Raw genomic sequence first — 21,680 nt, 5'->3', positions numbered from 1 at the left:
GACCTCAGAACGCGATCTTCAAGCCTCCGCTGCCGAAGAAATCGTCGCCACCCGTGCGTCCGATCGTGCGCGACACGTTCACCGTCAGCGCCACATGGCTCCAGAACGGCGCCACGACGCCGGCGCTCACCCGGCCGTAGACGTTATGCGACGTGCCGTTCGGAACCGTCCAGTTGTTGACGATGACGGGCGCCGAGGTCGCGTTGTACTGAATCAGGCGGCCGTTGCCGATGATGTCGTCATCGAGCGTCAGGTTCAGGTACGGATTGATGACGTTGCCCTGCACCTGGAACGGGGTGCGCAGCTGCACGCCGACGCTGCCGATCAGGGTCTCGGCGGTCTGCGAGCCGACCGCGAGCGTGAGCGCAGGATCGCCGGTCTCAGTGAAGCCGTCGACGCGGGCGCGGGCATAGGTCAGCCCGCCGATCGGGCCGAGCTTCGCCGTGCCTGCATCGAACAGGTAACCGGCTTTGCCGGCCGCGACGAAGGTGGTGCCGCCGGGATTGGAGGTGATGGTGTCGACCACGCCCGGCCGCGTGTTGCGATAGTCCTGATGGCCGATCGTCGCCAGGCCCTCGGCAAACAGGCTGCTGCTGGCCCAGGCGCCGTAGAGGCCGAACTGATAGGAGTTGGCATCCGTGGTGCCGGCGTTGTTGAACAGCCTCGCCTTTGGATTGGAATAGTCGAAGGCGGTACCGATCATGCTGTTCGCCGACAGCCGGTACTCGACGCCAACGGTGCCGCCGATGCTGTCGAGATTGAAGCCGTTCGAGGCGGCGCTGCCCTGGCGGTCGCTGACGCCACCATTGCCCTGCATGTAGAATGACCATGGACTGACCGGCGCGAGCGGCGGCGCCTTGGTGTAGGGCGGGCGGCCCATTGCCCCATAGGCGTTCATCGTCGACGGAGCAAAGCCCGCGGTCTCGCGGAACATGTCGAGCTTGCCGAACAGGGTCGAGGCGAAGCCCATCGCGGTGATCGACCCCACCTCGCCTTGCGGCGCGAAGGTCAGCGGCGCGTTGAGGCGGTTGACGATGTACTGCCCCAGCACCTCGAAGCCGTGTGACGTCAGGTGCACGCCATCGACGTAGAACAGATACTGGTTCTGCAGCGCAGGATTGCCGATGCAGGCGATCGGACAGGCGCCGACATTGGTGAAGCCATAGCGCGACGGATTGGCCTGGATCAGCGTGCCGATCAGTCCGGTGTCGACGTACTCGACACGCACGCCCGAGCGCGCGACGCCAGCGAGCGACTGCTGCATGAGGCTGTTGTAGGTCGTGCTGTAGGCCTTGCCGGCCGGGGCATTGGCGTTGCCAACGGCCTCCGGCAAGGTGCTGACATCGCCGGCCGTGAAAACGATACTGCGCGCGCCGTCCCCGACCAGCGCGTTGATGCCGGCCATGGCCTGCTGGGCCGTGACGGCCGCGGCCGTCGGCGCGCCAGCGAGCGAGCCGCCGGCGCGGTAATAGGCCCGCGCATCGTTGCCGCCGACCGAGATCTCGACCAGGTCTGTCGACGAGATCCTGCCGGAGAAGCCCGTCAGTCCGCTCCATTCCTGGAAGAAGCCGGGAATGCCCGGCGCCACCACGTTGGTATCGCCCGCCATGGCGCCGCCGATCGCGTAGTTGAGCTGGGGAATGCCGAGCAGCGCCGAGGTCGTGTCGACGAAATTCGTGCCGCCGCTGAAGCGACCGGTGGGATAGAGCGGCAGCTTGCCGGCGCCGCCGGTGAAGGTCCAGAGATTGCCCGTGTCGGCGTAGCTGTCGCCAAAAGCCTGAATGCGCGTATAGGTGGTCTGGGCTGCTGCCGGCGCGGTCAGTTGCAGGGACGCCGCGGACAGCGCGACCGCGCACAACAATGTCGTCCTACTCACAGGCATCCTACGCGCCTCCCCAACGCCCTACTTTTGTTTGCCCGATGTTTCCATGGTGACCATTCGAAACACCACCGCCCATTGGTTGTAGGAACGACGACATCCGTGGCTGTGCTTTCCCCGCATCATCATGCAGTGCAAAGCGCCGCGATGCGCACGTTTGCCCGCTGGGCGGACCGGACCGCCACCGATCATGTTCACGAAGGCTGCTGACAGAATCTGGCAGAGGGCTCGGCTAGTCGTGTGGCTGAAGCGCCGCAGCCGGCGCCGCCACCGGAGAGACGACGATGCCCGACTTCAATTTCCTGATCCTCTATGTCGACAACCCGCCGAGGAGCGCGGCCTTCTATGCGGATCTGCTCGGCCGGCCCGCGATCGAACAATCGCCGACGTTTGCCATGCTGCCGCTGCGCGAGGGCGTCATGCTGGGCTTGTGGTCGCGGCACACGGTCGAGCCGCCAGCGACGGGCGCCGCAGGCTTCGGCGAGGTCGCGTTCGCGGTCGGCGATGCCGGCGAGGTCCAGCGGCTGCACGACGACTGGAAGGCGCGCGGACTTTCGATCGCGCAGGCGCCGACACGGATGGATTTCGGAACCACGTTCGTCACGCTCGATCCGGACGGGCATCGCCTGCGCGTGTTCGTTCCGCAGGATGCGGCCTAGCTCTTCCGCAGTGGCTGGCCTTTCGCGCCAGTCGGCCTTTCAGCCTAGTCCGCCTTGGCCGGCTCGGGCTCGCGGTGCGGCGCTGGCTGCGCGGGTGTGTTGGCGAGGCGCGCGGCGTTGGCCATGTTGGCCAGCGCCGCGACTTTTTTCTGCTGGTCCGATCCCGGCTGCACCACGCCGCAGGACATGATCAGCGTCGCCGCGTCCTCGGCGCTCATGTCGACCTCGATGATCTTGCTCCGCGGCAGATAGAAGAAGAAGCCGGTGGTGGGGTTCGGTGCGCACGGCAAGAACACCGAGATCTGCTCGTCGTCACCGGGCAGCCGGCTCGAAATCTCCGCGCTCGGCGGCTGCGAGATCAGGACGATCGACCACATGCCGGGCGAGGGAAACTCGACCAGGCCGACACGGCGCAGGCTCGAGCCCTTGCCCGAGAACAGCGTCTCGAACACCTGCTTGAGGCCGCGATAGATCGCCCGCACCGCCGGGATGCGGCCGAGCAGCCGCTCGCCGAGGTCGACCAGGGTGCGGCCGATCAGGTTGGCCGTCAGGAAGCCGAGCAGCGTCAGCCCGATCACGGCTACGATCAGGCCGGAGCCGGGCACGCCGAACGGCAGATAGGTCTCCGGACGATACACCAGCGGCACGAACGGCCGGACCAGCCCGTCCACCCAGGTCACGAACCACCAGGTGATGTAGAGCGTGATGGCGACGGGACCGGCGACGACGAGGCCGGTCAGGAAATAGTTGCGAAACCGGAACATCAGCCCATGATGGGGCGTCTCGGCCGGAGCATCGGCCAAGGGATCGGTCTCAGGCGGCAGGTCGTCGCGGGAACTCATGCGAACTTCCGGGTCGGATCAAATCTCACCTAGGGGTCTTAGCAGATTTTTGAAGGGCGAAGGCCCTCTTTCCGACACATGCGCGCTTTGCCGCTGACCTGTGGCCCGGCAGCCGGGCACCAAGTCAACGCGCAAGGCGTCGATTTCAATCCCTACTGCGGCGAGGAGCCACTCAAAAGGGCAAACGCGCTGCCCTAGGCGCTACGCAGCGGCAGGGCCAGGCCGACCGCCACGAAGATGCCGCCGCAGACCTGGTTGAAGCGCCGCCCGACCCGGGCGAGCCATGGACGAACCTGGGCCGCCGCGCTGGCGATGGCGACCTCGGTCAGGAACTCGGTCGCCGTATAGGTGACGGCCACGATGCCGAACTGTACCACAAGGCTGCGCTCGGGGTCGATGAACTGCGGCAACAGGGCGCTGAAGAACAGCAGGCATTTGGGATTGGTGGCCGCGGTCAGGAAACCCTGGCGAAACAGCACCTGCCCGCTCGCAACGGCGGGCTCACTGCCGGCATCGACCGCCACCGGCGGCGATCGCCACAGCTTGATGCCGAGCCAGGCGAGATACAGCCCGCCCACCCACTTCAGGACGACCAGCCAGGCGATGGAGGATTGCACCAGCGCGCCGATGCCGAACATGCAGAGCGCGATGATGAGGACGAAGCCGATCAGGCCGCCGGCGATCGTGAACAGCGTCCTGCGCCCGCCATGCAGCGCCCCATGGGTGAGAGCCAGCAGGCCGCTCGGGCCGGGCGTGAGCGAGATACCGATGCTCATGAGCAGGAACAGCAGCCAAGTGTCGAAAGCCATCGTGATCCCCGTGATGGAGCGGACCGCCGAGCTCCGTCGGGGACATCGCCTGAAACTGATGTCGGATTGCGGATCAGATGGCAAGCACGGCCGAGTTTGCACGCTCGTGCCCCCCGTAAGGTGTGGGCGCGAAAAAAAACGGTGTCGTCCCGGACAAGCCCGGCAACGCGATAGCGTTGGCGGGCGCAGATCCGGCAACTGTTATGTTGATGGAGTGATCGCATAAGGTTTTCGGTCGCGCATCATGGCATTCAGGATGGTTAGAAGCTTCCTGGCGACGGCGATGAGGGCGAGCTTGGCGGGTTTACCGGCTTGGCGCAGACGGTTGTAAAAGATCTTGAAGCGATCGGCGCGGCGGACGGCGTTGAGGGCGGCCATGTAGAGGGCGTCGCGGACACGCTTCCGGCCGCCGCCGATCTTGCGCTTGCCACGATACGCCCCGCTATCGCGATTGAAGGGAGCCAGGCCCGCAAGAGCGGCTACCTCCTTTGGCCCGAGATGGCCGAGTTCCGGCATCTGGGTGATGAGTTGCATGCAGGCGACGGGTCCCACACCGGGCACGGAGCGCATCAGCTGTGCCTGCTCCGCAAGCACCGGCTCGGCTTTGATGAGCGCGTTGATCTCGGCCTCGATCTCGACGATCTCGTCATTGAGGACCTCGATCAGGCGGCTGATGCGTTCGGCCATGGCGCGGTCCTCGGCCTCGCTGCGGCGGTTCTTTTCCTGGGCGCGCATGGCAACCAGTTGATCCCGCCGTTTTGCAAGCCTGGCGAGGGCGCTTTGGGCAGGCGTCATGGCCTGCTCGGTGGCTGGCTGCATGGCGCGCCCAAAGGCTGCCAGCGTTCGCGCGTCGATCGGATCGGTCTTGGCGAGTTGGCCGCTGGCGCGGGCGAAATCGCGAGCTCGAGCCGGGTTGATCCGCGCAAAGCGGATGCCCGCCCGACGCAGGGCCTCGCGCAGTTCGAGGTCGTAGACACCCGTGGCCTCAAAGACCACCAGAACATCGCATCCCCAACGCGCCACCAGCTGTGTGATGGCCTGTGGCCCGTTGGCGATGCGCTCCGGCGCCCCCACGGCTTCATCAAAAATATCGAGATAGGGTTTGCAAACGTCGATTCCGACGCAACGAAAAGGTACGATCACGGTGCCTGTCCCTGTGATGCGAGGTCTGTTGGCGCAGCCTCGTGCAACTGTTCAGGTTGATAAATGGAACGGGCGGGAGACCGAGCCGGCTCACGGCGTCTAGCGCCAAGGACCCAACGGCTTCCCGCCCACCATCATCATGGCAGACTTTCCAGACACAGGGACCCATAATCCCGAGAGGTCGTTTGAGACAGGCTGGAGCCGCCGGCGCTGCGAACCATTAAGCACTGTGGCTATGGATCCCGGCGTTCGCCGGGATGACAGCGAATGTGAAGATGCCGCGTCGCAACTTACGCCGAACTGGTTCTCAAGGCGATGCGAGAGCATCAGCCAAGAGAAACCCGCTGCTACTCCACCGTGACCGACTTGGCGAGATTGCGCGGCTGGTCGACGTCCGTCCCCATCACCACGGCGGTGTGATAGGCCAGGAGCTGGACCGGGATGGCGTAGACGATCGGCGTGAACGTCGCGGCCATGTCCGGCATGATGATCGTGACCAGCGAGTCCACGGTCGCCTCCTCGGCGCCCTTGGCATCGGTCATCAGGATGATCTTGCCGCCGCGCGCGGCGACCTCCTGCATGTTCGACACCGTCTTCTCGAACACGCGATCATAGGGCGCAATGACGACGACCGGCATGGTCTCGTCGATCAGCGCGATCGGGCCATGCTTGAGCTCACCGGCGGCATAGCCCTCGGCATGGATGTAGGAGATCTCCTTCAGCTTCAGCGCGCCTTCCAGCGCCAGCGGATAGGAGGTGCCGCGGCCGAGATACAGCACGTCCTTCGACTTGGCGATCTCGCGCGCGAGCTTCTCGATCTGCGGCTCGACCGTCAGCGCCGCCGCAATCAGCCGCGGCACCTCGACGAGGCCGTGCACCAGCTTGGCCTCGTCGGCCTCAGAGAGCTCGCCGCGGCCGCGGCCGGCGGCAATCGCCAGCGCCGCCAGCACCATCAGCTGGCAGGTGAAGGCCTTGGTCGAGGCGACGCCGATCTCGGGGCCCGCAAGCGTCGGCATCACGATCTCGCTCTCGCGCGCGATCGTCGAGGTCGGGACGTTGACGACGGAGAGCGTATGGACGCCCTGCGACTTGGCGTAGCGCAGCGCCGCCAGGGTGTCGGCGGTCTCGCCGGATTGCGAGATGAAGATGGCAAGATCGCCCTTGCGCAGCGGCGCCTCGCGGTAGCGGAACTCGGAGGCGACGTCGAGCTCGACCGGCACCCGCGCGAAGCGCTCGAACCAGTATTTGGCGACGAAGCCGGCGTAGCTTGCGGTGCCGCAGGCGGTGATCGAGATGCGCTGGATATCTTTGAAGTCGAACGGCAGCCGCGCCGGCAGCATCACGCGCTCGGTGCCCATGTCGACGTAGCGTGCCAAGGTGTGGCCGACGACCTCCGGCTGCTCGTGGATTTCCTTGGCCATGAAATGGCGATAGTTGGCCTTGTCGACCAGGAACGACGACGCGCCGGATTTCAGCACCTCGCGCTTCACCACCGCGCCCGTTGCATCGTGGATGATGCCGGCGTCGCGGGTGATCTCGACCCAGTCGCCGTCATCGAGATAGCTGATCGTATCGGTGAACGGCGCCAGCGCGATCGCGTCCGAGCCCAGGAACATCTCGCCGTCGCCATAGCCCATCGCCAGCGGCGAGCCCTTGCGGGCGCCGATCAGGAGATTGCCGTGGCCCTTGAACAGGAAGGCCAGCGCGAATGCGCCCTTCAACTGCGGCAGCGACGCAGCCACGGCCTGTTGCGGCGTGTGGCCCTTCAGCAGATAGGAATTGACCAGATGGACGACGGTCTCGGTGTCGGTCTCGGATGCGAACTTGGCGCCCTGCTTTTCGAGCTCGGCCCGTAGTTCGCGAAAATTCTCGATGATGCCGTTATGCACCACGGCAACGTTGTCAGTCGCATGCGGATGCGCGTTGCTCTCGGTCGGTTTGCCGTGGGTGGCCCAGCGGGTGTGACCGATGCCGGCGTGTCCCTTCAGCGGCTGCTGCTCGAGCCGCTTCTCGAGGTTCTTCAGCTTGCCCTCGGCGCGCCGCCGGTCCAGATGATCGCCCTCGAGCGTGGCGACGCCCGCGGAATCGTAGCCGCGATATTCGAGACGTTTCAGGGAATCGACGAGATGCGCAGCAACCGGCCCGCGTCCCAGGATCCCGATGATTCCGCACATCAGCGCCAGTCCCCAAATCGTCGAGAGAGATTCAAAAGCGTGGCATTGTCTTAACGAAAACGGCGCGCTTTCAGGATTCAATAATTATTGCGGATTGCGACAGGGTTAAGTGAGAGCCCTAACCGAGGGCCTGCAGGCAACTCCGGTTCGATGCGGAGGTCCAGTTCGGAGCGCACTTAACGCCAGGTCAACGCTTTTGCGCAGAGACTGTCGCGTCGGAGAGGACGCCATGACCTATAGCCGCCGCCCAACTGATCCCAAGGGCACCAGCCCGCTGAGCCTGTCGCATCCGACGTCCGGGAGCCATCTGGCGCACTGGCCGCCGCCGACCTTGAGCAACGAGCTCAAGCCGATGCCTATCAAGCACCGTACGAACGAGCCGGTCAAGCACGCCACCCGCCGCGGCTGGCGTTTGACACGTGCGATGTTCGCCGAGTTCCAGGACGACGAAAGCTGATGTTTCAGCTCACTTCTTGTGGCGTTGCTTGGCATTCCGAAAGCGCGCCGCGGCGCCTTCGCGCGTCGTCTGAGGACTGCGCTCCAGCGCCAGCGCATCGTCGGGCACGTCGCGCGTGATCACCGAGCCTGAGCCGATATAGGCGCGGGCGCCGATGTTGATCGGCGCCACCAGCGAGGTGTTGGTGCCGATGAAGGCGCCCTCGCCGATGTTCGTCTTGTGCTTGTTGAAGCCGTCATAGTTGCAGGTGATGGTGCCGGCACCGATGTTGGAATTGGCGCCGACATGGGCGTCGCCGATATAGGACAGGTGATTGACCTTCACGCCCGCCTCCAGCACTGCGGCCTTGGCCTCGACGAAATTGCCGATCTTGGCGCCTTCGCCGAGCGACGTACCGGGCCGCAGCCGCGCGAACGGCCCGAGCAGGCTGTTGCGGCCGAGCTTGGATTGCACGATGTGCGAGAACGAATGCACCACCGCGCCGTCGCCGATCGACACGCCGGGGCCGATCACGACGAACGGCTCGATGGTCACGTCCTTGCCGAACGTCGTATCCGCGGCGAGATAGACGGTCTCCGGCGCGATCAGCGTCACGCCCGCATCCATCGCCGCGCGGCGCAACCGGGTCTGCATCACGGCCTCGGCCTCGGCGAGCTGCGCCTTGGTGTTGATGCCGCGCACTTCGTCTTCAGACGTCTCGATCACGACCGCGTCGAGCCCCTGCTCGCGCGCGATCGCCACCGCGTCAACGAGATAATACTCGCCCTTGCTGTTGGCGTTGCCGATCCGGTCGAGGATCGCGAGCGCGCAACGGCCGTCCATCGCCATCACCCCGGCATTGCACAGCGTGATCGCCCGCTCCGCTTCGCTCGCATCGGCCTGTTCGCGGATCGCGACCAGCTTCGATCCGTCGAGCAGCAGGCGACCGTAGCCGGTCGGATCGGCGGCGCGAAAGCCGAGCACGGCGAGCGCTGCGCCCTGCGCCAGCGCCGCCCGCAGCCGCGCGAACGTCTCGGCCGTGATCAGCGGCGTGTCGCCGAATGCGACCAGCAGATCGTCTGCGCCGCGCGCGATCGCCTGCCGCGCCGCCAGCACCGCATGCGCCGTCCCCAGCCGGTCGTGCTGGACGAAGATATCCGCATCCGCGCGCAGGCGCCTGGCTTCCTTCTCGACCGCGTCGTGCCCCGGCCCCACCACCACCGCGATGCTGGCGCCATCCCCGTGCGGCGCCGCCGCCAGGACGTGCGCGAGCAGTGATTCGCCGGCGATGGGATGCAACACCTTGGGCACGCTCGTGCGCATCCGGGTGCCCTCGCCTGCCGCAAGCACGATGGTCAGACTGGATCGAGCGGTCATGAAACACCTGGGATGAAGGGAGCGCATAGGTCGCGCTGTCATAATGCGTTTTCTGCGCGGGGCAAGCCGCACCGGCTCAAGCCCCTGGTGGTTTTCCTGTTAATGTTCGCTTCGTGATTCGATTAAGGCAGGTTCATGGCTAGGGACTCCCGCAAATCCGCCGGCACGAATGGAGCTGAGAAGACGGGCGCAACTCTGTCCGGACTGTTTGCTGACGAGAACGAGTTCGATCGCCGCGCGCTGTGGCGGCTCGGCTGGTGGGGGGCTGGCGCCGTCGGCGCCGTCGGCCTGGCCGTTTTCACCAATCAGGCTGCACAGGGATGGCGGCAGGACCGTGTTTCCGCGGCCGATCTGTCGCGCCAGGCGCAACTGCTGCAGTCGCTGGCCCGTGAGACCCAGGGCGAGGCGCGCCAGCTCGGCGCGGCCATCGAGACGCTCAACACCGATCGCGACCGGCTGTACGCGCGCGTGACGGTGCTCGAGCAGGGATTGGACTCGGTGACCGGCGCGCTGGCCAAGCAGAGCGCCCAGGCGACCGCGAATCCCGCCCCCGGCAGCAAGGCGCCCCCCGCGCCACAGATCGCTGCCGTCGAGTCCCAGGCCCCGGTGGCGGCCCCGTCGGGTTCCCCGCCACCCGGCCCCTTGCCCGCATATGCGAACGCGTCGCCGTTCATGCCGGTTCCCAACGGGGCGGCCGGAACCAGTCCGGCTCAGCCGAGTACCCCGCCGGCTGCCGCGAGCGCCGACAAGACGAAACAGGAGCAGGCCAAGCCGATGTCGGCCGGGCTATCGGGGGCTTCGTCACCGCCCGTCTCTTCCGCCCCTTCGCCGACACCGTCAGCCTCGTCCGCATCGCCGGCTGCGACCGGTTCCAAGCCGACTGGTGGTGCCTCGGACCCGGCCGGCAAGCCGGCCGAGACCGACAAGCTCGCAAGAGCCGAACCCGCAGAGGCCGCCGGCGCCAAGGGCAGTGACAGCACCGACGCCGCGGTCACGGCGGTCCAGAAGACCGAATTCGCCGTCGATCTCGGCGGAGCCAACTCGCTCGGCGGCCTGCGGGCGCTGTGGCGGGATCTCGTGAAGACCCATGCCGACCTCGCCCTGCTCAGGCCGATCATCATCCTGAAGGAAGGCCGGGGCGGTCCAGGTATGCAACTGCGGCTCGGCGCCGGCCCATTGGGCGACGCGGCGACGGCGGCGAAGATCTGCGCGGTCCTCGCCGAGAGCCAGCGCGCTTGCGAGACCACCGTCTATGACGGCCAACGCCTCGCGGTCCGCGAGGAGCCGGAGGCGGCCAAGCCGGCCGCGCCCGCGGCTGCCGCCCAGAAGCCGGTGCAGCGCCGGCGCACGTATCAGCCACAGGCCCAGCAGCAGCGTCACGGCAAGCGCGAGGAGCCGCCGGCCGCGGCCGCGCCGGCACCGCCGCCGGCAGAGGCGCCCAAGCCCGAACAGCCGTCGGCGCTGTCGTCGTTCTTCCGCCGCTCCTGAGGCTCGAATCGACGTGCGGCCAAAGCCGGTTGGGACGGATTGTGAAAGCAGTCCGCGAACCGGCTTTGCGGCTTGTCCGCACGTCCTTTCCGCAGCATAGTCCCGCGCATGAAAAAGACCCCGTTCCGCCTCTCGCCCTATCAGGTGCAATGGCTCCTGATCATAGGCTTCGTCACCGTCGGCTATGCCCTCTATCTGCGCTATCTGGCGATCGAGCTGTCGAGCGTCGCGCTCGCCTGCGACGCCGGCCTGCAGACGCTGGCCTGCAAGAGCCGGGCGGTTGCGACCACGCTGTTCAAGAATTCGGTGTTCGGCGCCACGGCGCTGGTGATCGCAGTGCTGCACGTGATGCGGCCGTCGATCGTGCTGCTGACCGGCGGGCTGATCGCCGCCGGCCTCGGCATCGTGCTCTACAACATCGTGCTGTCGGGGCTGGCGATCGGCCTGCTCATCCTCGGCTTTGCGCGGCCCGCGCCCGCCACAGCGTGAACGCCAGCAGCAGATACATCGCGCAGGTCCACATCGCCTGCCAGTTGTCGCGGCCCTCGTTGTAGATCACGTAGACCGAGGAGATCGCGAGCAGGCCGGCGAAGCTGGCCTCGGCGATCGGCCGGGGACCCTGCGCCGGACGATTGCCGAGCAGCATCGCGAACGGCACCACCGCCATGGTCAGGCTGGCGAACGGGAAATCGCGGTAGCGCGGGTCGAACACGAAGCCGAGCGCCGTCTCGGCCGCAATCAGCACCGTCACGACGAGGACCAGGCCCAGCAGGTAGGTGATCTTCAACTGCTTGCGGCCGTCATTCGGTCCGAGCAGGTCGAGGAAGGTCGGCAACGGCCGCCCGGCCATCGTCGCATTGGCGCTGAGGATCGGCGCCAGGACGCCGGCCGCGAGCAGCGCCCCCCAATGCAGCCAGCCGCCAACACCGAGGCTCTCATAGAACATCTTGTCCGCGGCCATGCCGAACAGCACGCCCGCTGTCGTCGCGGAGAACCCGACCCCGATCCAGGCCGAGACGTGCGGCGGCCAGGGCCGGCGCCGCACCGTCAGCCACCCGGCCAGGAACACCACGAACGACAGGATCATGCCGCCGCCCATCTGCAGCTTCCACAGCGGATAGTTGCTGACGGGCTCGCCCGGCGGATATTTCAGCGCCCGCGTATCGTCGCTGATCAGGCCCCAATAGCCGCCGACCGTGCCTTCGAGCTTGCGCTTCCACGGCTGGTCATAGGCCTCGATCAGGTTGACGCGGAAGTTCTCGCGCTTGGCGAGGCTGAGGATCTCCGACACCACGCGGGCCTGGTTGGCCCGCGACGGCAGCGCGCCCTCGCGCATGCGCCCCTCGCTCGGCCAGCCGGTCTCGCCGATCAGGATCTCCTTCCCCGGAAAGGCGACGCCGACCTGCTGGCGGATGGCGTCGACATGGGAGGCGGCGAATTTCGCGCGCACCGGGATGTCCTCCCAGTACGGCAGGATATGAACTGTGACGAAGTCGACGATGTCGTAGAGCTCGCGGTTGCGCAGCCAGAACTCCCAGACGTCCGCATAGGTCACGGGAACCGTGACCTGCGCCTTGACGCCGCGGATGGTCGCGGCCAGATCGGCTGATGTCATCTCGCCGCGCAGCAGCACCTCGTTGCCGACCACGACGGCCGTGATCACCTTTGGATAGCGCTTGATCAGGTCGACCGCGATGCCGATCTGCTGCTGGTTCTTCAGCTTGTTGGAGCCGAGCCAGATGCCCTGGATCACCTTGATGCCGACGCGGGCGGCGATTCCCGGCACCTGGTCGAGACCGTTCTCGATCGAATAGGTGCGCACGCATTCGGAGATCTTGGCGAGCTGCACCAGGTCCTGCTCGATCTGCTCGGCGTCGATATGGGTGGTCGGATCCAGCGGGCTCTGCTGGCCGCGGAACGGCGCATAGGACACGCACTGCAGCTTCGAAGCTGGCTCGATCGGCGCGCGCGCGAGCATGATCGGCTGGGCCAGCCACCACCACGCGGCGGCGATGACACCCAAGGATATGAGCAGAAGCGCCAGCGGCGTAGGAAGGGATTTCAGTTCCGTGTCTCCAGGCAGGGTGGTGTCGATTACCCGGTCGGCGGCGATCTGCCAAGTAGGCGATCGGGCCCTCCGGCGCTCCCGGCGTACCCGCTCCACATCGCCCTTTTACGATGACGCGAGAAAGTTGGTACGTTGCTGGACAAAATCCGAGATTCCGGTCATTGGGAATCCCGGTTGGCCCCGGCCGTCGCAACGTCGCAACCCAGATTGGGCCCCTGCGCAAGCGCCCGTTAGGAACGCTCTGCGACAGTCGGAATCAATCTCCCGCCGCAATCGGGGCTGATTTGATCGGCATCAACACTGCGTCCGTCAGGGGACGGCACGAAGGCAACAATCGGGGAATTTATGGGTCGACGCGTGCTCCACTCCAAGTTTTCGGTTTCGCGCCTGTCGGCGGCTCTGGGCCTCGTGCTCCTCATCGGCGCGCCCGGCGCGCTCGCCCAGAGCGGCAGCGACCATCCCCAGGACCAAAAGCCGCAGGCGGCCAATCCGGCCGACGTGTCGAAGGAGAACCAGCGCAAGGCCGACGAATTCACCGAAGCGTCCCAGGCGCTCAGTGGCGGCCCGGCCGGCAATCCCGAATGCGTCTGGCTCGGCCGCCGCGTCGTCCAGTTGATGTACAACGACGACCTCGATACCGCCTTCCGCCACCTTGATCTCTATGACCGGTTCGGCTGCCCCGGCGGCCACGTTCAGGCCGCCTTCCGCTGCCTGACGCGTTTCATCCCGCAGATCGATCCGAAGGTGCCGAACTCGCTGAACAACCACGTCCACGGCTGCTGGATCAATCCGGACGCCAAGCCGCAGGTGGCTGCGGCGCCTGCGCCAGGCCCGGCCTCGACCCCGGCCGCGCAGGCTTCGCCAGCACCGACGCAGCAGCCCGCTCCCCAGGCATCGCCCTCGCCCGCGCAGCCTCCGGCGAAGTGACCGGCGCCTGAAGGCAGGCGGGACGCACGATCCCGACGACCAGGCGCCATGCGCGGCTGCGGCATGACAGCGCTCCGATCACGTGGCAGGATACGGCCGAGATACGATCGAGGTCCTCGACGCGCGCCTGAGCCTCGCCCCGGTTCAGGCACCGTTCAGCAGGATTGGGCTCTGTTGGGATGACATATGATGTCGCGGCCTTCGGCTGTGACGGCGTGAGAATGATCGCCTTCGCCGCTCGTCGTCGGACGTCGCCCGCGAACGTGATCCCGGTAGCATCGGATACCCGAGATGGAACGGCGATCGACCGCTCCGCTTCACCGCTGACTTGATCCTAGGAATGGTTGCCCCTCCAATGCGTGCCGTTGTCGCCGTCCTGCTCCTCGTCACCGCTGTGCACGCCGCCCTCTGGGGACTGCTGCAGGACAAACAGGAGGCCCCCAGTTTTACCGGCCTGCTGCAGAGCGTCTCCTACGATCCGCATGAAGGAACCGGGGCTCCCGGCGCCAACACCGTGGCCTCGCCGGAACGCATCCGCGCCGACATGAAGAAGCTCGCCACGATGACGCGGGCCATCCGGCTCTACTCGTCTACCGGCGGCCTCGAGATCGTGCCGCCGCTGGCGGCGGAGGCGGGGCTGAAGGTGATGCTCGGCGCCTGGATCGACAAGGATCCGGACCGCAACGAGCGCGAGATCCAGTCGGCCATCACCCTCGCCCGCCGCAACAGCAACGTCATCGGCATCGTGGTCGGCAACGAGACCATCCTCACGGCGACCCAGAAGGTCGATGAGCTGATCGAGAAGATCAAGCGCGTGAAGAAGTCGGTCAACGTGCCCGTCACCACCGGCGACGTCTGGAACACCTGGCGCGACAACCCCGAGCTCGCGGCCAATGTCGACTTCATCGCCGCGCACGTCCTGCCCTATTGGGAATTCTTCACCGACGACCAGGCCGTCGATCAGGCGGTGGATCGCTATCAGCTTCTGAAGAAGCAGTTCCCCGGCAAGCGCATCATGATCGCCGAGTTCGGCTGGCCGAGTCAGGGCTACAGCCGCAGCGGCGACAACCGCGGTCCCGCCGTGCCCGGCCCGCTCCGGCAGGCGAAGGTGTTGCGGAATTTCCTGGCCCAGGCCGCCTCGATCGGCATGGAGTACAACATCGTCGAGGCGATCGATCAGCCCTGGAAATATTTCGAAGGCGGCGTAGGCCCCTACTGGGGCGTCCTCAACGCCGCGCGCGAGGCGAAATTCGCCTGGACCGGCCCGATCGTGAATCCCGACTATTGGCAGCTCGCGGCCATCGCGCTGCTGGTCGGCGTGCTCTTGTCGCTGCCGATCGTGCGGCTGCGCCAGCCGACCGTGCTGCAGGCCATGATGCTCGCCATCACGGCACATGGCGTCGGTGCCTGGGTCTCCAACGTCTTCGCCTATTGGAACGTGCACTATTTCGTCTGGGGCTCGACCTTTGCGCTGACGCTCGGGCTGATCCTCCTGGTTCCCCTGATCCTCATCGCGATGGCCCGCATCGAGGAGATCGCCGCGATCGCCTTCGGCCGCGAGCCGCGGCGCCTCTTGACCCGCGACAAGGCCGCGCGTGACCGCGCCGCCGCGCCGGACTACTGCCCCAAGGTGTCGATCCACGTGCCGGCCTATTTCGAGCCGGTCGACATGATGAAGCAGACGCTCGATGCGCTGGCCCGCCTCGACTACCCGAACTACGAGGTCGTGTGCATCATCAACAACACGCCCGACCCGGCGTTCTGGCAGCCGATCCAGGATCACTGCCGCATGCTCGGCGAGCGCTTCAAGTTCATCAACGCCGAGAAGGTCAAGGGCTTCAAGGCCGGCGCGCTGCGCATCGCGATGGAGCGCACCGCTGTCGATGCCGAGATCATCGGCATCATCGACGCCGACTATGTCGTGACGCCGGACTGGCTCTCCGACCTCGTGCCCGCCTTCGCCGACCCCGCCGTGGGCCTGGTGCAGGCGCCGCAGGAGCATCGCGACGAGCATCTGTCGCTGATGCACTACATCATGAACGGCGAGTACGCCGGGTTCTTCGACATCGGCATGGTCCAGCGCAACGAGGAGAACGCGATCATCGTGCACGGCACGATGTGCCTGATCCGGCGCGCGGCGATGGACATGGCCGGCGGCTGGTCGAGCGACACGATCTGCGAGGACACCGATCTCGGCCTCGCGATCCAGGAGCTCGGCTGGCAGACCCATTACACCGCCACCCGCTACGGCTCGGGGCTGCTGCCCGACACCTACGAGGCGTTCAAGAAGCAGCGCCATCGCTGGGCCTATGGCGGCTTCCAGATCGTCAAGAAGCACTGGCGCCGCTTCCTGCCCGGCCACAGCCGGCTGACCTCGGACCAGAAGCGCGAGTTCTCGCTCGGCTGGCTCAACTGGCTCGGCGCCGAGAGCCTCGGCGTCGTGGTGGCGATCCTCAACCTGATCTGGACGCCGATCGTTGCCTTCGCCGGCATCGCCATTCCCGACAAGATCCTGACCATCCCGATCCTCGCCGCCTTCGTGGTCTCGCTCGCCCACTTCCTGATTCTCTACCGGCTGCGGGTGGCGGTGAAGCCGTGGCAGATGCTGGGCGCGATGGTTGCGGCGATGAGCGTGCAGTGGACGGTCAGCCGCGCCGTGGCGCAGGGCCTGATCACGGAGCACCTGGCCTTCGCCCGCACGTCCAAGGGCGGTCTCTCCAGGATGTCGATCGAGTTCCAGGCGTTCTGGGAGGCCGTGATCGGCGCCCTGCTCCTGATCGGCGCCACCATCCTGATCGTGACCAACACGTTGCAGATCACCGAGCTCTACATCTTCGCCGCCGTCCTGATCCTGGAGAGCCTGCCGTTCCTCTCAGCGGTCGCCATCGCGCTGCTGGAGATGTCCCGCATCAACTCCTTCGAGTTCTGGCGCCACGCCACCGTCCGCACCGCCGAGCTGATCGGCCTGCGCCCGGTCTGGGTGCCCGAGCTGGCCGGGCCCGGAATGCAACCGGCGCCGCTGAGCGCGGCGGCAACGAAGGCGGCGGACAAGGTGTAACGCCGAGCGAAGCGTAGCCCGGATGAGCGGACGCATGGGCTCTAAGGGCGCCGGCGGCAGCGTCACCCGGGGTCATTGCGACGGCCCGTGAGCCCCCGCAGGTCGCCTCCGCCGCCGCTCTGTCGAGCGCCGACGGCGGCTCATGATGGCGGCTCATGGCGGGCTACGGCACCGTCATCGCCGCGCCCGAAACGATCGTCGATCTCCCGTGGTTTCCCCCGCCCGCCCTATTGACCGGAACGGACCCACCCCCTACACAGCGCCCACGACAGCATGCGGCCCAAGGTCGGGGTTTTTTGCCGCCCCGATCTCATGCCGCAGTGAACCACGGCCACGCCTAAAGCGTTCCGATGGGGACCTGCCGACGATCCGGACCGTGACGGCGCTGCCGTCGCACCGCTTCTTGGAAGCGAGCGCGTAGCTCAGCCGGTAGAGCACGTGACTTTTAATCATGGGGTCCCGGGTTCGAGTCCCGGCGCGCTCACCAAGATCCCGAACGATCGAATAGTCAGCCTGGTAGACGCCTCCCTTGGCCACGTCGGCACATCGGTAAGACGATGCGTGGCCTGGATCGCCCGTAAGCGGCAGCCTGAATGCGTCTCGATCGGAACTCGATTTCATACTCGATGAGTCGAACGCCCTCGATCCTCACGCGGCTTTGGATCCTCAGTCATTCCCTTGGCTACGATGCTCGTGCGAAGCTGGCGGGACGTCTCCATGATCTCTTCCACCAAGGCGATGTCACGAAGAAGCTGCCCGATCACCGCGCGTCAGCTCGATCATGTCGGCACCTCCACGTCTGCCGGAATTGCAGTCTGCGCAACCAGGGTGCTAAGGTCGACAACCAAAGGTATCGCAAGTCATTTTCATCGAATTCCAGTAAGGCCTTTTTGGCTAGGCGTTCGCGCCAGTGGAGCCAGCATGTCTGCAAGCTATGGCGCCGTGATCAACCGGCTGCTCAACGGCGTCGGCTTCCAACTCATTCGCCAATCGACGCTCCATCAGCTGGTCTCGTCGGCCCGCAATGGATATGCAAGCGAGCAGGACGACGAAGGTGAGGATCAAGTCCCAACGGATTCGCAAGCCAGCGAACCGACGGAGACGGTATCGGCCAGCTATCTCCAGAACCTGCAGCGCGAGAGTTTGGCGCTTCGTGAGATGTCGACCGAGCTCATCAAGCTCAAGCTGCAGCTGGCCGGAGCGAACGACGGCACCAACTCGAGCGAGCCCTCGACTCCGGACGTTGCCAGCCCGCGGCTCTACACGCCCGTATACGACTACGCGGGACTGCGGACCGATCCCGCGATCGTGCACAACCATGACTTCATGCGGGATCCCCGCTTTGTCGCCGCCTACGAACGTGGCGTCGCCGCCGAGGGCTATGAGCCTCGCTATTTCTGGCGGACGCATGTTGCACTGTGGTGCGCCAGCATCGGCGTCAGCCTTGGCGGCGATTTCGTCGAATGCGGCGTCTGTCGCGGCATGCTCAGCTCTTCGATCATGCACTATCTCGACTGGAACAACCTCCAACGTCGATTTTTTCTGTTTGATACGTTTACCGGTGTCGACGAGCGCCTCGTCACCGATGAGGAGGCCGCAAGCGGCAACCTCGGCTACTTCAGAGAGATGTACAAGACCGACATCTATGAGGATACCGTTCGCAACTTCGCCGAATACAACAACGTCGAAATCATTCGTGGCAGCGTTCCATCGAGCCTGTCGACCGTCGACATCAATGCCGTCGCTTATCTGTCGATCGACATGAACAATGTCACGCCCGAGCTCGCGGCCATCGACCACTTCTGGAGCAAGCTCCAGCCCGGCGCCCCGGTCCTGCTCGACGATTATGGTTTCGTTCGCTACGAGGCCCAGAAGCGTGCGTTCGACACCTGGGCCTCTCAGCATGGCGTCGCTATTCTCGCGCTTCCCACAGGACAAGGCCTGATCATCAAGCCGCCACCGGCGTCGGGGGCTGTACGCCGGAAGCGGCGCTTCATAGCTCCATTTTTGTGCACCGCCACCGTGAAGCGGTTTTTTGGGATGACGACGGCGTAAGGTTGTCCACATGCCGACTGGCTAGTTCGGCCAATCCAAGGCACAATCGAGCGTTGCAGTCTTTGATTTATTGCCGGGGCGTTTCGATGAATTGGGTAGGAACGGTCGTCGCGATTCCATTGGCTGCCATTGCCTTGTCGGGCTGCATCACGACATCGATGCAGGGATATGCCGACCGACAATTGCCGGCGAAGCCGATCGGCCGCATGGTCGCTTACGTCTCTGGACCCGGTCCGCTCGTCACGAGCATTCAGACCAACATCGCCGAGGAGGCGCGGAAACGCGGCGTCGTCGCTGACGACGCGCTGATGCTGTTCCCACCGACACGGACCTACACCAATGCCGAGGTTCAGCAGGGACTCGCGCGTGACGCGATTGAAGGCGTCCTCGTCATCAGCGTGGGCGATAGCGGTGTGCAGCAACAATACGCCGGGACGATCTTGTCGGGCCAATACACCGGAACATCGAGCTCGATCGGTACCGTCAACACCTTCGGCAACACGTCGACCATATCCATGAATGGGACGTCCTCAGGCATGGTGGTTGCCACCGCGACGCCGACCTACCGCTACAAGCGTCAGACCACGTTCACGGCGCGGCTTCTTGAGGCAAGCACCGGACGAAACCTCTGGGTTGGAAATGGTCAGGTCAACGCCGGCGGCCTTCTGTTCGTCGGTGACGGCGCAAACGCGTCAAGTTCCGTCGCGGCCATTTTTGACGACTTGCAGCGCAAGGGAATCATCGGGTCGTCAAGTTGATCAGGAGCGGCTTCATGAGTCTCCCCCTAACCCACCCCATCAGAATTATTAAGTGCACTGTCACCACAATCACCGAGATTGTTATATGAGGCTCTTAATCAATTTCACGAACCACCTTAAAGCACGAGAGCTAGTGGGTCTAATGATAATGGCCTACGGCGAATTCGAGTTCGAAGTTGCCGGAATCATGAGCTACGCAATTGACGGCGGGCCAGATACCGCGGCGCGCATTTTCTTTCGTGTGAATGGCGAGGCCGCCAGACTAGATGTGGCGGATGCAATCCTGAGACCGTTCTTCGACAAACTAACCTTGGGTGGCCGATGGGGCAATGCGCTAGGCGCTCTAAGGTTCTGCAAGAATGTTCGCAATCAATACGCCCATTGCCAATGGCACCCGGACGCACATAACTTGTATTTTTTTAACCTGGATCGAGACGGTCGAGACTCACTGGAAGGGGAACTAATCGTAAATCCCTACCCAACCAATCTCGAGCTGCTCCAAAAACAGTACGAATACTTTGAGCATACCCTCGATTGGTTGTATTATCTGAGCTGCGAATGTCGCGGGCATAAGGGCGAAGAATCCGCCCGTCCACCAGTTCCGAAATCAATTCCACAGCCGCAGCTTCATATTCGGCCAAAGAAGCCTCTTCAATCGCCAGAAACCGAAACGAATTACGGTGACAGCGCACAATATTAGCCGTCGCCTTCACCCAGTTAGTTAAGAGCGCGTACTCATAAAGCTCGATCAGGTCCACTTTGGAGGTAAGGCCAGACGCGATAGTATTTCGAAGCTGAAGGGCCTCGTGGTATCAAGAGCTGGCCGACTTCGCAGTGGTCATTGCGTTGCCGGCCTACATGTTTTGCGCGTCTAGGATCGGACATCTGATGAAATTTCTGGCCCTGCTGCTGGCCCTTCTCGCAGCGCCAAACGGTGCTTGCGCACAAGGAGCAGTCTTTAGGGTCGGTGTAACCAAGCGTGATTTTGTTCCTGCTGAGCCTTACGATTGGCGCGGCGCCCAGACACATGCGCTCCGCGCAACGATATGGTATCCGGCCGCAGCGGATGCGCCCGAGAGACCGCAATGGATCGGGCCGCGCATCATCCCGTTCTTTAGCGCCGGCAGCGCTGCGCCCGATGCGGAGCCGGCATCAGGACCCCGGCGTGCGTTCGTCGTCCTGTCCCACGGTAACGGCGGCGCAGCGCTCCAAATCGCCTGGCTCGGCACAGCACTGGCGGGGGCTGGCTTTATCGTCGTCGCAGTCAATCATCCCGGCAATAGCGCTCTCGAGGACTATACCGTCGAGGGTATGTCATTGTGGTGGCTGCGAGCTGTGGATGTTAGCGCCGTCATCGATGCGATGCTCGTCGACAAGACATTTGGCAGCCGAGTCGATCCCGCGCGCATCGGTGCCGCCGGTCATTCGCTCGGTGGCTACACTGTCCTCGCGGCCGCTGGTGGCATCAGCAATCCGGAACTGCTGCAGGTGTTTTGCCGCTCGCCTGCGGCCGACGCGTCATGCAAACCGCCGCCGCCCGCTGCCGTCATGCGCCGGGAGACCCTAGCACGTCTGAGCGTCGATCCCGATTTCCGGCAACGCTACAGCGAGGCCGGCAAGTCCTATCGGGACGAACGCATCCGCGCGGCCTTCGCCATGGCGCCCGGGCCAGGCCCGATCTTCGCACCGAACAGCCTTGAGAAAATCTCGATTCCCGTTGCGATTGTCGCCGGAAGCGCCGACGAAATTGTCCCGACACCCGCCGCTGCCGAGACATTCGCTAGGTTGATCCCGCATTCGACTCTGAAGATATTTCCGAAGGCCGGCCACTTCGTATTTCTGGACACGTGCACTCTGGTCGGAAGCGTATTCTTTCGGAGCACGTGCCGCGATCCCGATGGCGCCGACCGTGAGGCAGTTCATGCCGAGACGATCAGACTTGCGGTCGATTTCTTCACCACATATCTGCGCTGAGCGCTTTCATCGTTGGTCTTCTCGACTGCAATT

17 protein-coding genes and 1 tRNA gene are annotated in these 21,680 nt (G+C 64.9%); 11 read left to right on the top strand and 7 right to left on the bottom strand.

The window, feature by feature from the left end; translation table 11 throughout:
• Positions 1–4: 4 nt before the first annotated feature.
• Positions 5–1,882, bottom strand: a complete 1,878-nt coding sequence (locus tag QW887_RS03665) for an autotransporter domain-containing protein (protein ID WP_316194184.1) — start codon at positions 1,880–1,882, stop codon at positions 5–7.
• A 281-nt stretch (positions 1,883–2,163) separates the two neighbouring features.
• Between QW887_RS03665 and QW887_RS03660 the strand changes: the two genes are divergently transcribed.
• Positions 2,164–2,538 carry a VOC family protein gene (locus QW887_RS03660; RefSeq protein WP_316194183.1) on the top strand — a complete coding sequence of 125 codons (375 nt, stop codon included), beginning with the start codon at positions 2,164–2,166 and terminating at the stop codon, positions 2,536–2,538.
• A 44-nt stretch (positions 2,539–2,582) separates the two neighbouring features.
• Here QW887_RS03660 and QW887_RS03655 read toward each other — a convergent pair whose 3' ends face one another.
• The 4 genes from QW887_RS03655 to glmS form a co-directional block, all read right to left on the bottom strand.
• Positions 2,583–3,380 (bottom strand): DUF502 domain-containing protein, encoded by a 798-nt coding sequence (locus QW887_RS03655; RefSeq protein WP_315751607.1) that lies wholly within the window; start codon positions 3,378–3,380, stop codon positions 2,583–2,585.
• Positions 3,381–3,574: 194 nt separating this feature from the next.
• Complete coding sequence (locus tag QW887_RS03650) at positions 3,575–4,189, bottom strand: LysE family translocator (protein ID WP_316185034.1); 615 nt, start codon at positions 4,187–4,189, stop codon at positions 3,575–3,577.
• A 201-nt stretch (positions 4,190–4,390) separates the two neighbouring features.
• Entirely contained in the window at positions 4,391–5,332 is a 942-nt protein-coding gene (locus QW887_RS03645; RefSeq protein ID WP_315751903.1) for a transposase, read from the bottom strand.
• A 347-nt stretch (positions 5,333–5,679) separates the two neighbouring features.
• Positions 5,680–7,506 (bottom strand): glutamine--fructose-6-phosphate transaminase (isomerizing), encoded by a 1,827-nt coding sequence (gene glmS, locus QW887_RS03640; protein WP_315751609.1) that lies wholly within the window; start codon positions 7,504–7,506, stop codon positions 5,680–5,682.
• Positions 7,507–7,735: 229 nt separating this feature from the next.
• Here glmS and QW887_RS03635 point away from each other — a divergent pair, with 229 nt between their 5' ends.
• A complete protein-coding gene (locus QW887_RS03635; protein ID WP_315712023.1) occupies positions 7,736–7,963 on the top strand; it encodes a hypothetical protein in 228 nt (75 codons plus the stop codon).
• A gap of 9 nt (positions 7,964–7,972) precedes the next feature.
• On the opposite strand, the gene glmU is transcribed toward QW887_RS03635, so the two are convergent.
• Positions 7,973–9,319 (bottom strand): bifunctional UDP-N-acetylglucosamine diphosphorylase/glucosamine-1-phosphate N-acetyltransferase GlmU, encoded by a 1,347-nt coding sequence (gene glmU, locus QW887_RS03630; RefSeq protein WP_316185033.1) that lies wholly within the window; start codon positions 9,317–9,319, stop codon positions 7,973–7,975.
• Between the two features lie 135 nt (positions 9,320–9,454).
• Here glmU and QW887_RS03625 point away from each other — a divergent pair, with 135 nt between their 5' ends.
• Together QW887_RS03625 and QW887_RS03620 are read left to right on the top strand one after the other, a co-directional pair.
• Positions 9,455–10,807: a hypothetical protein gene (locus tag QW887_RS03625; RefSeq protein WP_316185031.1), complete on the top strand. Its 1,353-nt coding sequence runs from the start codon at positions 9,455–9,457 to the stop codon at positions 10,805–10,807.
• Between the two features lie 108 nt (positions 10,808–10,915).
• Positions 10,916–11,296 carry a hypothetical protein gene (locus QW887_RS03620; RefSeq protein ID WP_284416120.1) on the top strand — a complete coding sequence of 127 codons (381 nt, stop codon included), beginning with the start codon at positions 10,916–10,918 and terminating at the stop codon, positions 11,294–11,296.
• Here the strand turns inward: QW887_RS03620 and QW887_RS03615 are convergent.
• Positions 11,256–12,785 carry a beta-(1-6) glucans synthase gene (locus QW887_RS03615; protein WP_316185097.1) on the bottom strand — a complete coding sequence of 510 codons (1,530 nt, stop codon included), beginning with the start codon at positions 12,783–12,785 and terminating at the stop codon, positions 11,256–11,258. The two genes, QW887_RS03620 and QW887_RS03615, sit on opposite strands and share 41 nt — an antisense overlap.
• A gap of 435 nt (positions 12,786–13,220) precedes the next feature.
• Here QW887_RS03615 and QW887_RS03610 point away from each other — a divergent pair, with 435 nt between their 5' ends.
• The 7 genes from QW887_RS03610 (at position 13,221) to QW887_RS03580 (ending at position 21,647) form a co-directional block, all read left to right on the top strand.
• Complete coding sequence (locus QW887_RS03610) at positions 13,221–13,802, top strand: beta-1-3, beta-1-6-glucan biosynthesis protein (protein WP_315712028.1); 582 nt, start codon at positions 13,221–13,223, stop codon at positions 13,800–13,802.
• A 355-nt stretch (positions 13,803–14,157) separates the two neighbouring features.
• A complete protein-coding gene (locus QW887_RS03605) occupies positions 14,158–16,860 on the top strand; it encodes a glycosyltransferase (RefSeq protein WP_316194182.1) in 2,703 nt (900 codons plus the stop codon).
• Positions 16,861–17,271: 411 nt separating this feature from the next.
• Positions 17,272–17,347: transfer RNA gene (locus QW887_RS03600), tRNA-Lys, on the top strand.
• 434 nt (positions 17,348–17,781) lie between these two features.
• Positions 17,782–18,915: a TylF/MycF/NovP-related O-methyltransferase gene (locus QW887_RS03595; protein ID WP_316194181.1), complete on the top strand. Its 1,134-nt coding sequence runs from the start codon at positions 17,782–17,784 to the stop codon at positions 18,913–18,915.
• A gap of 86 nt (positions 18,916–19,001) precedes the next feature.
• Positions 19,002–19,673: a hypothetical protein gene (locus QW887_RS03590; protein WP_316194180.1), complete on the top strand. Its 672-nt coding sequence runs from the start codon at positions 19,002–19,004 to the stop codon at positions 19,671–19,673.
• A gap of 148 nt (positions 19,674–19,821) precedes the next feature.
• The gene (locus QW887_RS03585) at positions 19,822–20,373 is read left to right on the top strand and encodes a hypothetical protein (RefSeq protein ID WP_316194179.1); all 552 of its coding nucleotides are present in this window, start codon (positions 19,822–19,824) and stop codon (positions 20,371–20,373) included.
• A gap of 188 nt (positions 20,374–20,561) precedes the next feature.
• Entirely contained in the window at positions 20,562–21,647 is a 1,086-nt protein-coding gene (locus QW887_RS03580; protein WP_315729330.1) for an alpha/beta hydrolase family protein, read from the top strand.
• Positions 21,648–21,680: the final 33 nt, after the last annotated feature.

Origin of the sequence: Bradyrhizobium sp. SZCCHNRI3052, from assembly GCF_032484895.1 — a bacterium.
Taxonomy (GTDB): domain Bacteria; phylum Pseudomonadota; class Alphaproteobacteria; order Rhizobiales; family Xanthobacteraceae; genus Bradyrhizobium.
The sequence above is the reverse complement of the archived record's forward strand: the minus strand, read 5'-3'. Positions and strand labels throughout refer to the sequence as shown.

Coding starts and splice junctions, on each gene's coding strand:
- QW887_RS03665 (WP_316194184.1), bottom strand. CDS start 1,882: ATGCCTGTGAGTAGGACGACATTGTTGTGCGCGGTCGCGCTGTCCGCG.
- QW887_RS03660 (WP_316194183.1), top strand. CDS start 2,164: ATGCCCGACTTCAATTTCCTGATCCTCTATGTCGACAACCCGCCGAGG.
- QW887_RS03655 (WP_315751607.1), bottom strand. CDS start 3,380: ATGAGTTCCCGCGACGACCTGCCGCCTGAGACCGATCCCTTGGCCGAT.
- QW887_RS03650 (WP_316185034.1), bottom strand. CDS start 4,189: ATGGCTTTCGACACTTGGCTGCTGTTCCTGCTCATGAGCATCGGTATC.
- glmS (WP_315751609.1), bottom strand. CDS start 7,506: ATGTGCGGAATCATCGGGATCCTGGGACGCGGGCCGGTTGCTGCGCAT.
- QW887_RS03635 (WP_315712023.1), top strand. CDS start 7,736: ATGACCTATAGCCGCCGCCCAACTGATCCCAAGGGCACCAGCCCGCTG.
- glmU (WP_316185033.1), bottom strand. CDS start 9,319: ATGACCGCTCGATCCAGTCTGACCATCGTGCTTGCGGCAGGCGAGGGC.
- QW887_RS03625 (WP_316185031.1), top strand. CDS start 9,455: ATGGCTAGGGACTCCCGCAAATCCGCCGGCACGAATGGAGCTGAGAAG.
- QW887_RS03620 (WP_284416120.1), top strand. CDS start 10,916: ATGAAAAAGACCCCGTTCCGCCTCTCGCCCTATCAGGTGCAATGGCTC.
- QW887_RS03615 (WP_316185097.1), bottom strand. CDS start 12,785: ATGCTCGCGCGCGCGCCGATCGAGCCAGCTTCGAAGCTGCAGTGCGTG.
- QW887_RS03610 (WP_315712028.1), top strand. CDS start 13,221: ATGGGTCGACGCGTGCTCCACTCCAAGTTTTCGGTTTCGCGCCTGTCG.
- QW887_RS03605 (WP_316194182.1), top strand. CDS start 14,158: ATGCGTGCCGTTGTCGCCGTCCTGCTCCTCGTCACCGCTGTGCACGCC.
- QW887_RS03595 (WP_316194181.1), top strand. CDS start 17,782: ATGTCTGCAAGCTATGGCGCCGTGATCAACCGGCTGCTCAACGGCGTC.
- QW887_RS03590 (WP_316194180.1), top strand. CDS start 19,002: ATGAATTGGGTAGGAACGGTCGTCGCGATTCCATTGGCTGCCATTGCC.
- QW887_RS03585 (WP_316194179.1), top strand. CDS start 19,822: ATGGCCTACGGCGAATTCGAGTTCGAAGTTGCCGGAATCATGAGCTAC.
- QW887_RS03580 (WP_315729330.1), top strand. CDS start 20,562: ATGAAATTTCTGGCCCTGCTGCTGGCCCTTCTCGCAGCGCCAAACGGT.